Raw genomic sequence first — 13573 nt, forward strand, 5'->3', positions numbered from 1 at the left:
AGATCCATGAATGAAGGATTGATCGTTGCGGTAGTGCTGCTGGTGTTCATTCTGGTCACCGTCGCCAAAGGTGTGCGCCTGGTGGCGCAGGGTGAGGAATGGGTGGTCGAGCGCCTGGGCAAGTACCACAGCACGCTACGACCGGGGCTGAACATCCTGATTCCCTATCTGGATCGGGTGGCCTACAAGCTGGTGACCAAGGACATCATCCTCGACGTGCAGGAGCAGGAAGTGATTACCCGCGACAACGCGGTGATCCTCACCAACGCCATCGCCTTCGTGAAGGTCACCGATCCGGTGAAGGCGGTATACGGGGTGACCGATTTCTCCGAGGCGATCCGCAACCTGATCATGACCACGCTGCGTTCGATCGTCGGCGAGATGGAGCTGGACGAGGCGCTGTCCTCGCGCGACAAGATCAAGGCCCGCCTGCGCGAGAGCATCGCCGACGAGGCCGTGGACTGGGGCCTGACCGTGAAGTCGGTGGAGATCCAGGACATCAAGCCGTCCGAATCCATGCAGCGCGCCATGGAAATGCAGGCCGCCGCCGAGCGTGAGCGCAAGGCCACCGTGACCCGCGCCGAAGGCGCCAAGCAGGCGGCGATCCTGGAGGCCGAGGCCCGCCTGGAATCGGCCAAGCGCGACGCCGATGCCCAGGTGACCCTGGCGGAATCGTCGGCCGAGGCGATTCGTCGCGTGACCTCGGCCATCGGCAACGAAACCGGCCCGATGATGTTCCTGCTCGGCGAGAAGTACATCGCCGCCATGGAAGGCCTAAGCAAGAGCACCAACGCCAAGACCGTGCTGATCCCCGCCGATATCCAGGAAACCCTGCGCGGCGTGCTGGGCAAGCGCGGCTGAGTCGGCTTCCCCCTCTCCCCTCGCGGGAGAGGGCCGGGTAGAGGGGGCGCACCCACGAGCGAGCGACGCTCCCCTCCACCCGCATGGATATGGGAAAATCGCCGCCCTATCCGCCCGCCGATGTTTCCCGATGTCCACCGCTGCCCCCGCCCTGCACCCACGCAACCGCCACCAGGGACGCTACGACTTTCCCGCCCTGATCAAAATCTGTCCGGAACTGGCGCGTTTCGTCATCACCAATCCTTATGGCAAGCCGAGCATCGACTTCGCCAATCCCGAAGCGGTGAAGGTGTTCAACCGCGCGCTGCTGCGCCAGCACTACGGCCTGCGCCACTGGGACATTCCGGCCGGTTACCTGTGCCCGCCCATTCCCGGCCGCGCCGATTACCTGCACGGCCTGGCCGATCTGCTGGCCGGCGACAACGGCAACCGCATCCCAGAGGGCCCGCGGATTCGGGTGCTGGATGTGGGCAGCGGCGCCAACTGCGTCTACCCGCTGATCGGCCTGCATGAATACGGCTGGCGTTTCGTCGGTGCGGACATCGATGCCACCGCGCTTAAGGCGGCGGCGGAGATCCTGCGTGCCAATCGCCTGCAGGAACGTATCGAGCTGCGCCAGCAGGCCGACCCCGCACATATCTTCCAGGGCGTGATCCAGCCGGACGAGCGCTTTGACCTGACCCTGTGCAACCCGCCGTTCCACGCCTCGGCGGACGAAGCGCTGAGCGGCAGCCGGCGCAAGTGGCGCAACCTCGGCAAGCTGGACCCCAAGCGTGCCCTGCCGGTGCTCAACTTCGGTGGGCAGAGCAACGAGCTGCACTGTCCCGGGGGCGAAGCGGCGTTCATCGACACGCTGGCCCATGAAAGCGCGCAGTTCGCCACGCAGGTCTACCGCTTCAGCACGCTGGTGTCCAAGGCGGGCAACCTGCCGGGCCTGGAGAGCCGCCTGCAAGCGCTGGGCGCGCGCGATATCCGCATCACGCCGATGGCGCAGGGCCAGAAGCAAAGCCGCTTCGTGTCATGGACCTTCCTGACGCCCAAGCAGCGCGAGGCCTGGCGCAAGGGCTGGCAGGGCGGAGAAGGCGGCTAGCGCTGCCTGACGGCGCGCATGGTGGATCGGTGGAGCGCGATCCACACTACGAAACGGCGCGGACCCGTAGGGCGGACAGCGTTTCTCCTGTCCACCATCGCGCGCGCCGGGCACGGCGCGCCTGCGGCGCGTCAGAGAAAATGTTCGCCCAGGTAGGGCCGCAGCAGTTGGATGGCTTCGAACACCCCGCCACTCACCAGCATGACCAGCCCGACGTAGATGGCGTGCATCAGGTTGCTGCGGGCGAAACGATTGATCCACCAGCGGTGCAGCAGCAAGGCCAGGATGCCCAGCAGCGGAAAGACACCCAGCGCGATGAAAACACCGGTCTGGGTCTGCGGACGGGTCAGCAGCAGGCCGACCAGCATCCAGACGAGCAGTGCATAGAGTCGGTGGCGACGGTCGCGCCAAGGGCTGTGCAACGGAACAGGCCTCATCGTGCCTCCAAATGGTGCAGGGATTGACGTTAGTCCGTGCGCCAGCAAGAAGCCTGCCATGATATCGGCGCGATATCGCCAACTCTTTGGCAGTTCAGCGAATCAGCGTCCGGCTGATTTCCTTGAACGTCTCGGTCCCCGCCCGTTCCATCCACTCGAAGGCCACCATCTCGCCCGAGACGATCTGCGCGCCGGCCTGCCGCATGCGCGCCAGCGCCAGCTGCTTGTTGGCCGGCGTGCGCGAGGTCACCGCCTCCTCGACCACGAACACCTGCCGGCCGGCTTCCAGCAGTTCCAGCACCGTCTGCAGCACGCAGACGTGGGTCTCCGCACCACACACCACGAACTGCTCACGCTCGCCGCCGGGCTGGGCCAGCAGCGCCGCTTCCCGGGCGGTGGAAAAGCGCACCTTTTCCACCGGCGTCACGCCCTCCAGCAACGGCTGCAAGGCCGCCACGGTCGGGCCCAGCCCCTTCGGGTACTGCTCGCTGACCAGCACCGGCACGTTCAGCTTGCGCGCCACACGGATCAGCCAGGCGCTGTTGTCCACCAGCGCCTCGGCCTCGTGCAGGGCCGGGCACAGGCGTTCCTGGATATCGATGACCAGCAGGGTCGAACGGTCGGCGCGCATCAGCATGGGCAGGTCTCCAAGGCAAAATTGAACCTGCAGCATGCCCGCAGACGAAAACGGGGGCCAGAGGCCCCCGTTGTTCATTGGTCGTAGACGAAACAGGTTAGGCAAAGACGATCTCGTCTCCCTCCACCTTGGCCTGCACCACCGCGCCGGGTGCGAAGTCGCCGGCCAGGATGCGCTGCGCCAGCGGGTTCTCGATCCAGCGCTGGATGGCGCGCTTGAGCGGGCGGGCGCCGTATACGGGGTCGTAGCCGACCGCGATCAGCTTGTCGATGGCCTCGTCGGAGAGCTCCAGGCTCAGCTCGCGCTCGGCCAGGCGCTGGCGCAGGCGGCCCAGCTGGATCTGCGCGATGCCGGCGATCTGCTCGCGGGCCAGCGGGTCGAACACCACCACCTCGTCGATGCGGTTGATGAACTCCGGCCGGAAGTGATGGCTGACGGCATCCAGCACCGCCGCGCGCTGCGCGTCCGGGTCGCCGACCAGTTCCTGGATCTGCGCCGAGCCGAGGTTGGAGGTCATCACCACCACCGTGTTGCGGAAATCCACGGTGCGGCCATGGCTGTCGGTCAGCCGGCCGTCTTCCAGCACCTGCAGCAGGATGTTGAACACGTCCGGGTGGGCCTTCTCCACCTCGTCCAGCAGCACCACGGAGTACGGCTTGCGGCGTACCGCCTCGGTCAGATAGCCGCCTTCCTCGTAGCCGACATAGCCGGGCGGCGCGCCGATCAGGCGAGCCACGGCGTGCTTCTCCATAAACTCGGACATGTCGATACGGATCATCGCCTCCTCGGTGTCGAAGAGAAACTCGGCCAGCGCCTTGCACAGCTCGGTCTTGCCCACGCCGGTCGGGCCGAGGAACAGGAACGAACCGCTAGGACGGTTCGGGTCGGCCAGGCCGGCGCGCGAGCGGCGCACCGCGTTGGCCACCGCGACCACCGCCTCGTGCTGGCCGATGACGCGCTGGTGCAGCATGTCTTCCATCTTCAGCAGCTTCTCGCGCTCGCCTTCCAGCATCTTGGCCACCGGGATGCCGGTCCACTTGGAGACCACCTCGGCGATTTCCTCGTCGGTGACCTTGTTGCGCAGCAGCTGCTTTTCCACCTGGCCATGCTGCTCGGCCATCTGCAAGCTGCGTTCCAGGTCGGGAATGGTCTGGTACTGGATGCGCGCCATGGCTTCCAGGTCGCCCTTGCGCCGCGCGGCCTCCATTTCCTGGCGAGCCACCTCGATCTTCTGCTGGATCTGCGCGGTGCCCTGCACCTCGGCCTTCTCCGACTTCCAGATTTCCTCCAGGTCGGCGTATTCCTTCTCCAGCTTGGCGATGTCGTCCTCGAGTTTCTCCAGGCGCTTCCTGGTGGCCTCGTCGTCTTCCTTCTTCAGCGCCTCGCGCTCGATCTTCAGCTGAATCAGGCGGCGATCCAGGCGGTCCAGCTCCTCGGGCTTGGAGTCGATTTCCATGCGGATGCGGCTGCCGGCCTCATCGATCAGGTCGATGGCCTTGTCCGGCAGCTGGCGGTCGGTGATGTAGCGGTGACTGAGCTTGGCGGCCGCGATGATCGCGCCGTCGGTGATGGTCACCCCATGGTGCACCTCGTAGCGCTCCTTGAGGCCGCGCAGGATGGCGATGGTGTCCTCCTCGCTGGGCTCGTCGACCAGCACCTTCTGGAAGCGGCGCTCCAGGGCGGCGTCCTTCTCGATGTACTGGCGATACTCGTCCAGCGTGGTGGCACCCACGCAGTGCAGCTCGCCACGGGCCAGGGCCGGCTTGAGCATGTTGCCGGCGTCCATGGCGCCCTCGGCCTTGCCGGCGCCGACCATGGTGTGCAGCTCGTCGATGAACAGGATCACCCGACCTTCCTGCTTGGCCAGCTCGTTGAGCACCGCCTTCAGGCGTTCCTCGAACTCGCCGCGGAACTTGGCGCCGGCGATCAGCGCGCCCATGTCCAGCGACAGCAGGCGCTTGTCCCTCAGGCCGTCCGGCACCTCGCCGTTGACGATGCGCTGGGCCAGGCCCTCGACGATGGCGGTCTTGCCCACGCCGGGTTCGCCAATCAGCACCGGGTTGTTCTTGGTGCGGCGCTGCAGTACCTGGATGGTGCGGCGGATCTCGTCGTCGCGGCCGATCACCGGGTCGAGCTTGCCTTCCTCGGCGCGCTTGGTCATGTCGACGGTGTACTTGTCCAGCGCCTGGCGCGCTTCCTCGGCGTTGGGATCGTTGACCGCAGCGCCGCCGCGCAGGTTGGTGACGGCGTTCTCCAGCGCTTTCTTGCTCACGCCCTGGCCGAGCAGCAACTTGCCAAGCTTGGTGTTCTCGTCCAGCGCGGCGAGCAGCACCAGTTCGCTGGAGATGTACTGGTCGCCCTTCTGCTGGGCCAGGCGGTCAGCCTGGTTGAGCAGGCGCGCCAGGTCCTGGGACAGGTTCATGTCGCCGGTGGGGTTCTGCAGCTTGGGCAACTGGTCGAGCTCGCGGGTCAGCGCCTGGCGCAGGCTGTTGACGTCGAAACCGACCTGCATCAGCAGCGGCTTGATCGAGCCGCCCTGCTGCTCCAGCAGCGCCTGCATCAGGTGCAGCGGTTCGATGGCCGGGTGATCGAAGCCCACCGCGATGGACTGCGCGTCGGACAGCGCGAGCTGCAGCTTGCTGGTCAAACGATCGATACGCATGAAGAGGTTCCTCATTGAGAAGCGAGCGGGCGGTGAACGGCCCGTGGATGCTCCTTAGATGAGGATGATGCCCAAGGATTCAAGGGCGCCGGGCGAGCCGTGACGCCAGGTCGCAGGTGCCGAGAAGCTGCAGGGTCAACTGTAGGAGCGACTTCAGTCGCGAGCTCCTGGGTGGCGCCTGCACAAGCGCATCGCGGCTCGGCCCCTACACAATCGGCAGCGGTGCCTGTTATCGCGGCGCCAGCCAGATCAGCGAGGCGAAACGCCCGGTACGCGCGGCGCGGCGGTACGAGTAGAAGCGTGGGTCGCTCCAGGTGCACAACCCGCCGCCATACACGGCGGTGACGCCGCGCGCGGCCAGGCGGATGCGCGCCAACTGATAAAGATCGGCCAGGTACTTGCCGGAATTGGCGCTCGGCCGGAACGCCGCGTCCGCTTGCGGATGTCCAACCAGGAAGGCCTCGCGCACTTCCGGCCCCACTTCGAACGCCTCCGGCCCGATGGCCGGGCCGAGCCAGACCAGCACCTCTCCGGGCAGGCAATCCAGCGCATCGAGGGTGGCTTCCAGCATGCCGCCGGCCAGCCCGCGCCAGCCGGCATGCGCCGCTGCCACGCGGGTACCGGCGCGGTCGCAGAACAGCGCGGGCAGACAGTCGGCGGTCAGGATGGCGCAGGCCACGCCCGGCGTGGCGCTCCAGCTGGCATCAGCTTCCTGGACGCGGGCGGGATCGGCTTCCACCGCGCGGATGCCATGCACCTGGCTCAACCAGGCAGGCTGGCAGTCGAGGGCGTCCCGCAGGCGGCGGCGGTTCTCGGCCACCGCCTGCGGATCGTCATTCACGTGATCGCCGAGGTTGAAACTGTCGAACGGCGACTGGCTGATGCCGCCGCTGCGGGTCGTCACGCAGGCGCGTACGCCGGCCGGCGCCGGCCAGTCGGGGACCAGCCAGTCGGTCATCATCAGACGAAGGACTCGCTGTCCTGGCGCAGCAGGGAGAGCAGCCAGACGAAGTCTTCGGGCAGCGGCGATTCCCACTTCATGCGCTTGCCGGTGGTCGGGTGCTCCAGCTCCAGGAAGCGCGCGTGCAGCGCCTGCCGGGGGAAGTTTTTCAGGCTGTCGACCAGCGTGGGGCTGGCCGCCGGCGGAATGCGGAAGCGGCCCGCGTACACCGGGTCGCCGACCAGCGGATAGCCGATGTGGGTCATGTGCACGCGGATCTGGTGGGTGCGCCCGGTTTCCAGCTTGACCCGCACGTGGGTGTGCGAGCGGAAGCGTTCCAGCACCCGGTAATGGCTGACCGCCGGCTTGCCGCCGACGCTCACCGCCATGCGCTGGCGCTGGGTGCCATGACGGCCGATGGGCGCGTCGATGGTGCCGCCGGCGGTGATCACGCCGATCACGATGGCCTCGTAGATGCGGCTGACGGTGCGTTTCTGCAGCTGATCCACCAGCGTGGTGTGGGCTTCCAGGGTCTTGGCCACCACCATCAGGCCGGTGGTGTCCTTGTCCAGACGATGCACGATGCCGCAACGCGGTACCTGATCGATACCCGGCACATGGTGCAGCAGCGCATTGAGCAGCGTGCCGTCGGCGTGCCCGGCCGCCGGGTGCACCACCAGGCCGGCCGGCTTGTCGATCACCATCAACTGGTCGTCTTCGTAGACGATGTTCAGGGCGATGTCCTGGGCTACCCAATCGCCCTGCACTTCCTGCTCGGCCTCGAGCTCCAGCACGGCGCCGCCGTGCACGATGTCGCGCGGACGCAGCACCGCACCGTTGACGGTCAGGCGGCCGTCCTTGATCCAGCTGGTCAGGCGCGAGCGCGAATGGTCGGCGAACAGCTGTGCGGCAACCTGGTCGAGGCGCTGGCCACCCAGTTCGTAGGGAACTTCGGCGCGCAGCTGAATGGTTTGCGTGGGAGTCGGTGACATGCTGGGCAACGGGGCGCGGCCTTTGGACTGGGGCGGCGCTTGTGATTAAATACGGCGTCCTGGCCCGGAGTTCCGGGCCGCACACTATATCAGGACGGCCCGCGGCCGTCACAGGGACGCAAGCCGCCATGCACGTGAAACATCTGTTGCTGATCGCCACCCTGGCCCTTGCCGCCTGCGCCTCCCAGGAGTCCAAGGACGACGAACTCAGCGAAGCCGAGCTGTATCGCCAGGCGCAGTCCGCGCTGGACGACAAGAGCTACACCACCGCCGTGAACAAGCTCAAGGCCCTGGAGTCCCGTTACCCCTTCGGCCGCTACGCCGAGCAGGCGCAGCTGGAACTGATCTACGCCTACTACAAGAACATGGAGCCGGAGGCTGCCAAGTCCGCCGCCGATCGCTTCATCCGCCTGCATCCGCAGCACCCGCAGGTCGACTACGCCTACTACCTCAAGGGCCTGGCTGCCTTCGACCAGGACAACGGACTGCTGGCGCGCTTCATGCCGCTGGACATGTCCAAGCGCGATCCCGGCGCGGCGCGCGACTCCTACAACGAATTCGCCCGACTCACCAGCCGCTATCCCAACAGCCGCTACGCCCCGGATGCCAAGCAGCGCATGATCTTCCTGCGCAACCGCCTGGCCGCCAACGAAGTGCATGTCGGCCAGTACTACCTGACCCGCAAGGCCTATGTGGCGGCCGCCAACCGCGGCCGCTATGTGGTGGAGAACTTCCAGGAAACGCCAGCGGTGGGTGACGGCCTGGCCCTGATGGTCGAAGCCTATCAGCACCTGGGGCTGGATGACCTCGCGGCCAGCAGCCTGGCGACTCTGAAGCTCAACTACCCGCAGCACCCGAGCCTGGACAACGGCCGCTTCGTGCCGCGGGAAAGCATGGACGAACGCGGCTGGCTGGCCCGCGCGACCCTTGGGCTGGTAGAGACCGACACCACCCTGGAACCCGGCGAAACCCGGGCCAGCCAGGACGTGCAACGCCAGTACGAGGAAGCCGAGGACGCCTTGCCCGACGAGCTGAAGACGGAACGCAAGCGCTCCTGGTGGAGCCGCCTGACCTTCGGCCTGTTCGACTAGCAGGCCATGCAAAACAAGGGAGCGCCAGGCGCTCCCTTTTTTGTTTACAGTGCCCGACATAACAACGAGCGAGGCACGCCATGACCCAACCTGTTGCCCTGATAACCGGCTGCTCCAGTGGCATCGGCCGCGCCCTGGCCGATGCATTCCTCTCGGCCGGCTACCGCGTATGGGCCACCGCCCGCAAACCCGAGGATCTCGCCGCCCTGGCCGCGGCGGGATTCACCGCCGTGGCCTTGGACGTCAACGACGCCCAAGCGGTACTGGAGCTGGGCGATGATCTGCGAAAGCGGGCCGGACGGCTCGACGTACTGGTCAACAACGCCGGCTACGGCGCCATGGGCCCACTGCTGGATGGTGGTGCCGACGCGCTGCGCCGGCAGTTCGAGACCAATGTGTTCGCCCCGATCGAGCTGGCCCGCGCCTGCTTCCCCCTGCTGCGCGACAGCCGTGGCCTGGTGATCAACATAGGCAGTGTCTCCGGTGTGCTGGTCACGCCGTTCGCTGGCGCCTACTGCGCTTCCAAGGCTGCGGTGCATGCACTCTCCGACGCCTTGCGCCTGGAACTGGCACCGTTCGGTATCCAGGTCATGGAAGTCCAGCCCGGCGCCATCGCCTCCAGCTTCGGTGCTCATGCCAGCCAGCAGGCCGAGGCAATGCTGAACGAGTCCTCCCCCTGGTGGCCAATGCGAGATGGCATCCGGGCCCGTGCCAGAGCCTCCCAGCAAAACCCGACACCCGCGGCGGACTTCGCCCGCGCGGTGCTCGCCGCTGTCCAGGCGCGCAGACGCCCCCGCGTGCTGCGCCTGGGCAACGGCAGCCGCAGCCTGCCGCTCATGGCCGCCTGGTTACCCGGCGGCGTGCTGGATCGCGTGCTGAGCAAGCGTTTCGGTCTACGGCGTCAGTTCTGATCAGCCAGAGCAATGCCTGGCCACGTTCGATGGCGATGCCAAATCGAATGCTGCGAATCAGCCGGCGCAACGCGTCCGGATCCTGCAGCTCGCGCGCCGACAGCCGGCGCCGGATCAGCCGGTTCTGACGATCGCACAGCACCAGCAGGCGGCTGCCATCCGCCCGCTGCGGGCTGAAGCACACGCGAAAGTCATCCGCAAAGGCGAGCCTCAGGTACCGATAGGGATCGAACATGGTTGCCGCCCTCGCCGTTGGTAAGTCTCATCACAGGCAGAGCAAGGGGCGCACCAGCTTGCGCGGCTTCCGACCAACGGCAACTATGGCATTCCAGAGCATCGCGGCGTTTCCGGTTGCGCACGGGTGCGCACCATCGCGGCAACTCGCTCGCAATCCTGCCCTGTAACGATGCAACGCATCGCCCGGGGCTGCCCAGGTGCCGGCGGCCGTGCGAGAATTTGCGGTTTCCCTGATTCGGCCTGTGAAGTTGATGCAGTTCGACCTGTACCTTTCTCCAACAGCGGATCGCCGCTCATGAGCGCCGACATCCGCAGGGTGACCCAGCGCGACTGGCTCGAGCGTTTCGAAGGGGGCTGCGTGGCGCGCGGTCGGCGCTACGCGGAACAGGGCCGCTCCACGTTGCTCGCCATCGAAGGGCAGATTCTCAAAGCCCGCTGCCGGGGCTCCGAAGAGCACGACTATCGGCAGTCCATACGCCTGCAGCCCCGCAGTAACGCCCCTTGGGAAGTGCACGGCCTGTGCAGCTGCCCGGTGGGGTACAACTGCAAGCACGTGGTAGCAGCCCTGCTGGCCCTGGAGGATGCCCATCGCCGAGGCATCGCACCGCGGGCCAGCGAGCCCGAAGTCGAACAGATCCTGCGCACCGACCTGGAACCGCGGCCACACCTGCTGCTCAACAGCCATGTCCGTGTGCATTTCGATGCCCGCAAAGGGCGCATGACCGAGCAGATCCAGCACCGCGCCGCGCTGACATTCGAGTACGACGGACAGCGTGTACACGGCAAGGCCACCGGCGACCTGCTGCGCTTCATCGCTCCGGGCCGCCAGTTGCGTATCCGCCGTGATGTGGAGCGCGAAACCCTCTATCGCCAGCGCCTCGCCGAGCTGGGGTTCAGCATCGCCCTGCGGGTCAGCGAGGCCCTTGGCGAAAAGGATGGCGAGCCTTTCGAATTGCCCGATACCACCAGTTGGATGCAGTTCACCCGCGATGGCGTGCCAATGCTGCGCCAGGAGGGTTGGAATATCACCATCCTGCCGGACTTTCATTTCAACCTCGCCCAGGTGGATCACTGGTATGCCCACGTCAACGAAGCGAGCGATCCGAACTGGTTCGATCTGGAAATGGGCATCGAAGTGGACGGGCAGCGCATCAGCCTGTTACCCATTCTGCTGCAGGCCATTCGCAGCCGGCCCTGGTTGCTGACGGCCGACGCGCAGGACGCCGCGGATGACGAGGTTCTCTTCGCCCTCTTGCCCGGCGGACAGCGCGTAGCCTTGCCACTGGCTCGCCTCAGGCCGCTGCTGCAGAACCTGGGCGAGCTGTACTTCCAGGAGCAACCGGCCGATCTGCAGCAGCTACGCCTGCCGCTGGCCGATGCGGCACGCCTGCAGCGGCTGGAGGCGGCGGACGATGCCTTGCGCTGGGAGGGTGGTGAACGGTTGCGAGAACTGGCGCACCGGCTCAACACCCTGAGTTCGCAGCCTATGCCACAACCCGCCGGCCTGCAGGCCCAGTTGCGACCCTATCAACAACAGGGTGTGGCCTGGATGCGTGCGCTGGGTGAGCTGGGTATGGGCGGTGTACTGGCCGACGACATGGGGCTGGGCAAGACACTGCAGACCCTGGCGTTCATCCTGTCGGAGAAGAATGCAGGGCGACTGACCGCGCCGGCGCTGATTGTCATGCCCACCAGCCTGATTCCCAACTGGCTGGATGAGGCCGCACGATTCACCCCGCAGTTGAAGGTTCTGGCTCTTCAAGGGCCGCGCCGCCATCAGGAATTCGGACGGCTTGCGGAATATGATCTGCTGTTGACCAGCTACGCCCTGCTGCCGCGTGATGCCGAGCGACTGAGCCGTCAGCACCTGCACCTGCTGATCCTTGACGAGGCGCAAAACATCAAGAACGCACGCAGCAAGGCCGCGTTGGCGTTGGGAATGTTCAACGCCCGGCAACGCCTCTGTCTGACCGGGACGCCATTGGAAAATCATCTGGGTGAACTTTGGTCGCTCTTCCACTTCCTGATGCCGGGCTGGCTGGGACGGGAGCAGGAGTTCGCCCGCCATTACCGAACTCCCATCGAAAAACACAGCGATCTCGAACGACTTACCCTGCTGCGCGCACGGGTGCAGCCCTTCCTGCTGCGCCGCACCAAGCAACAGGTTGCCCCCGAACTGCCAGCGAAGACCGAGATCACTCAGTGGGTACAACTGACCCCGGCCCAGCGTGATCGCTACGAGGCCTTGCGCCTGGCAATGGATAGCAAGGTGCGCGAGGAGATCCAGCGCCAGGGGCTGGCACGCAGCCAGCTGGTGATCCTTGAGGCCTTGCTGCGTCTGCGTCAGGCCTGTTGCGACCTACGCCTACTGGATGAAGGGCACGGCAGGGCGGAACACTCGGCCAAGCTGGTGGCCACACTCGAGATGCTGGAGGAACTGAGTGCCGAAGGCCGACGGGTACTGGTGTTTTCGCAGTTCACCGCCATGCTGGAGCTGATCGAACAGGAACTGAAACGTCGCCATATCAGCTACACCCTGCTGACCGGGAGCACCCGGGATCGCGCCACGCCAGTGCGCGAATTCCAGGCTGGCAAGCATGCGGTCTTTCTGATCAGCCTCAAGGCCGGAGGCGCCGGCCTCAACCTGACGGCTGCAGATACGGTGATCCACTTCGATCCATGGTGGAACCCGGCTGTCGAAGCGCAAGCCAGTGACCGCGCCTATCGCATCGGGCAGGACAAACCAGTTTTCGTCTACAAGCTGATCGCCAGGGGCAGTGTGGAAGAAAAAATTCAGCAGCTGCAACGCCACAAGGCACAGCTGGCCGACGGCCTGCTTCGCGGCGCTGAGGGTGGCTGGCAACTCAGCGAAGAGGATGTCAACACACTGCTGGGCCCGCTGCAATAACGAGTGGGCCCAGCACCGGGTCAGAGGATGTGGTTTTCTACCACGTACCAGACCTCTCCGCGCGCCTTGTTCAGCAGAGCCAACTGCGCCTCTTCGTCGGCCGCCCCACCAATGGACTGACCCAGCCCGGTGACCACATAAATGATGGCATCGAGGGCTTTGGCGGTGTGCTCGTTGAGTTCCCTGCCAGCCAGGTCCAGTTTTTCGGACAGCATGTGCCAGATGTTCTGGCGAACCTCGGCGAACAGTTGATCCACTTCCTGTTGATCAGGCGCTTCCGCATTCAGAGTGGGGTGGGAAACCAGGAATAGTACCTGTTCCATCAGGTCATTGATCAGAGCGTTGTCTTGTTGAACAGCCATTGCGGAGCGCCTAGAAAATGAATGTAAGAAGTTAACGGCCTGACGGGCGAAAAGTTGAATTTGCAAAGCCAACAAAGACAAAACCCCAACCCGCGGTTGCGGATTGGGGTTTTGGTTTTAGGTGCTTGACGATGACCTACTCTCACATGGGGAGACCCCACACTACCATCGGCGATGCGTCGTTTCACTGCTGAGTTCGGGATGGGATCAGGTGGTTCCAACGCTCTATGGTCGTCAAGCAATTCGGTTGGGGCATCGCGGTTAAGGCGCTACCCCGAAACGGGTATGTGATGTCTGTCGGCTTTGCGGTTCGTTGCAAATTTTCGGTTTGGTCGACTTCACCATCACCCAATCTGCTTCTCACTCTGATACACATCTGACGCTGCCGACGATACCACACGTCTCCGATTAGGCGCCAACCTGCCAACACCACAAAATCAAAAAC

Annotated in this window: 12 protein-coding genes and 1 rRNA gene; 5 read left to right on the forward strand and 8 right to left on the reverse strand. The window is 65.3% G+C overall.

What is annotated here, in order from left to right:
- The first annotated feature begins 6 nt into the window (after positions 1-6).
- Positions 7-861 carry an SPFH domain-containing protein gene (locus PT85_RS09205; protein WP_039560811.1) on the forward strand — a complete coding sequence of 285 codons (855 nt, stop codon included), beginning with the start codon at positions 7-9 and terminating at the stop codon, positions 859-861.
- Between the two features lie 130 nt (positions 862-991).
- Entirely contained in the window at positions 992-1951 is a 960-nt protein-coding gene (gene rlmF / locus PT85_RS09210; RefSeq protein WP_039606486.1) for a 23S rRNA (adenine(1618)-N(6))-methyltransferase RlmF, read from the forward strand.
- 131 nt (positions 1952-2082) lie between these two features.
- Here rlmF and PT85_RS09215 read toward each other — a convergent pair whose 3' ends face one another.
- The 5 genes from PT85_RS09215 to rluD form a co-directional block, all read right to left on the reverse strand.
- The gene (locus tag PT85_RS09215) at positions 2083-2388 is read right to left on the reverse strand and encodes a hypothetical protein (protein WP_139182057.1); all 306 of its coding nucleotides are present in this window, start codon (positions 2386-2388) and stop codon (positions 2083-2085) included.
- 94 nt (positions 2389-2482) lie between these two features.
- Positions 2483-3025 (reverse strand): hydrolase, encoded by a 543-nt coding sequence (locus PT85_RS09220; RefSeq protein WP_039606487.1) that lies wholly within the window; start codon positions 3023-3025, stop codon positions 2483-2485.
- Positions 3026-3122: 97 nt separating this feature from the next.
- Positions 3123-5687: an ATP-dependent chaperone ClpB gene (gene clpB, locus PT85_RS09225; RefSeq protein ID WP_027590549.1), complete on the reverse strand. Its 2565-nt coding sequence runs from the start codon at positions 5685-5687 to the stop codon at positions 3123-3125.
- 229 nt (positions 5688-5916) lie between these two features.
- Complete coding sequence (pgeF, locus tag PT85_RS09230) at positions 5917-6645, reverse strand: peptidoglycan editing factor PgeF (protein ID WP_027590548.1); 729 nt, start codon at positions 6643-6645, stop codon at positions 5917-5919.
- A 2-nt stretch (positions 6646-6647) separates the two neighbouring features.
- Entirely contained in the window at positions 6648-7619 is a 972-nt protein-coding gene (rluD, locus tag PT85_RS09235) for a 23S rRNA pseudouridine(1911/1915/1917) synthase RluD (protein ID WP_027590547.1), read from the reverse strand.
- 128 nt (positions 7620-7747) lie between these two features.
- Between rluD and PT85_RS09240 the strand changes: the two genes are divergently transcribed.
- Both PT85_RS09240 and PT85_RS09245 read left to right on the forward strand, forming a co-directional pair.
- The gene (locus PT85_RS09240; protein ID WP_027590546.1) at positions 7748-8710 is read left to right on the forward strand and encodes an outer membrane protein assembly factor BamD; all 963 of its coding nucleotides are present in this window, start codon (positions 7748-7750) and stop codon (positions 8708-8710) included.
- An 80-nt stretch (positions 8711-8790) separates the two neighbouring features.
- Complete coding sequence (locus PT85_RS09245) at positions 8791-9621, forward strand: SDR family oxidoreductase (RefSeq protein ID WP_027590545.1); 831 nt, start codon at positions 8791-8793, stop codon at positions 9619-9621.
- Here PT85_RS09245 and PT85_RS17775 read toward each other — a convergent pair.
- On the reverse strand, positions 9545-9856 hold the full coding sequence (locus PT85_RS17775) for a DUF3509 domain-containing protein (RefSeq protein WP_074467543.1): 312 nt from the start codon (positions 9854-9856) through the stop codon (positions 9545-9547). The genes PT85_RS09245 and PT85_RS17775 overlap by 77 nt on opposite strands.
- 297 nt (positions 9857-10153) lie before the next feature.
- Between PT85_RS17775 and PT85_RS09250 the strand changes: the two genes are divergently transcribed.
- Positions 10154-12766 (forward strand): DEAD/DEAH box helicase, encoded by a 2613-nt coding sequence (locus tag PT85_RS09250; protein ID WP_039606488.1) that lies wholly within the window; start codon positions 10154-10156, stop codon positions 12764-12766.
- Between the two features lie 20 nt (positions 12767-12786).
- On the opposite strand, the gene PT85_RS09255 is transcribed toward PT85_RS09250, so the two are convergent.
- Both PT85_RS09255 and rrf read right to left on the reverse strand, forming a co-directional pair.
- A complete protein-coding gene (locus PT85_RS09255; RefSeq protein WP_039606489.1) occupies positions 12787-13128 on the reverse strand; it encodes a hypothetical protein in 342 nt (113 codons plus the stop codon).
- 123 nt (positions 13129-13251) lie between these two features.
- Positions 13252-13367 (reverse strand): 5S ribosomal RNA (rrf, locus tag PT85_RS09260).
- Positions 13368-13573 lie beyond the last annotated feature (206 nt).

The organism is Pseudomonas flexibilis, from assembly GCF_000806415.1.
Classification (GTDB): domain Bacteria; phylum Pseudomonadota; class Gammaproteobacteria; order Pseudomonadales; family Pseudomonadaceae; genus Serpens; species Serpens flexibilis.

What these genes read in the sequence shown, in the direction of transcription:
- PT85_RS09220 (WP_039606487.1), bottom strand. Translation starts at nt 3,025, where the DNA reads ATGCTGATGCGCGCCGACCGTTCGACCCTGCTGGTCATCGATATCCAG.
- pgeF (WP_027590548.1), bottom strand. Translation starts at nt 6,645, where the DNA reads ATGACCGACTGGCTGGTCCCCGACTGGCCGGCGCCGGCCGGCGTACGC.
- PT85_RS09240 (WP_027590546.1), top strand. Translation starts at nt 7,748, where the DNA reads ATGCACGTGAAACATCTGTTGCTGATCGCCACCCTGGCCCTTGCCGCC.
- rlmF (WP_039606486.1), top strand. Translation starts at nt 992, where the DNA reads ATGTCCACCGCTGCCCCCGCCCTGCACCCACGCAACCGCCACCAGGGA.
- PT85_RS09255 (WP_039606489.1), bottom strand. Translation starts at nt 13,128, where the DNA reads ATGGCTGTTCAACAAGACAACGCTCTGATCAATGACCTGATGGAACAG.
- PT85_RS09250 (WP_039606488.1), top strand. Translation starts at nt 10,154, where the DNA reads ATGAGCGCCGACATCCGCAGGGTGACCCAGCGCGACTGGCTCGAGCGT.
- clpB (WP_027590549.1), bottom strand. Translation starts at nt 5,687, where the DNA reads ATGCGTATCGATCGTTTGACCAGCAAGCTGCAGCTCGCGCTGTCCGAC.
- PT85_RS09245 (WP_027590545.1), top strand. Translation starts at nt 8,791, where the DNA reads ATGACCCAACCTGTTGCCCTGATAACCGGCTGCTCCAGTGGCATCGGC.
- PT85_RS09205 (WP_039560811.1), top strand. Translation starts at nt 7, where the DNA reads ATGAATGAAGGATTGATCGTTGCGGTAGTGCTGCTGGTGTTCATTCTG.
- rluD (WP_027590547.1), bottom strand. Translation starts at nt 7,619, where the DNA reads ATGTCACCGACTCCCACGCAAACCATTCAGCTGCGCGCCGAAGTTCCC.
- PT85_RS09215 (WP_139182057.1), bottom strand. Translation starts at nt 2,388, where the DNA reads ATGAGGCCTGTTCCGTTGCACAGCCCTTGGCGCGACCGTCGCCACCGA.
- PT85_RS17775 (WP_074467543.1), bottom strand. Translation starts at nt 9,856, where the DNA reads ATGTTCGATCCCTATCGGTACCTGAGGCTCGCCTTTGCGGATGACTTT.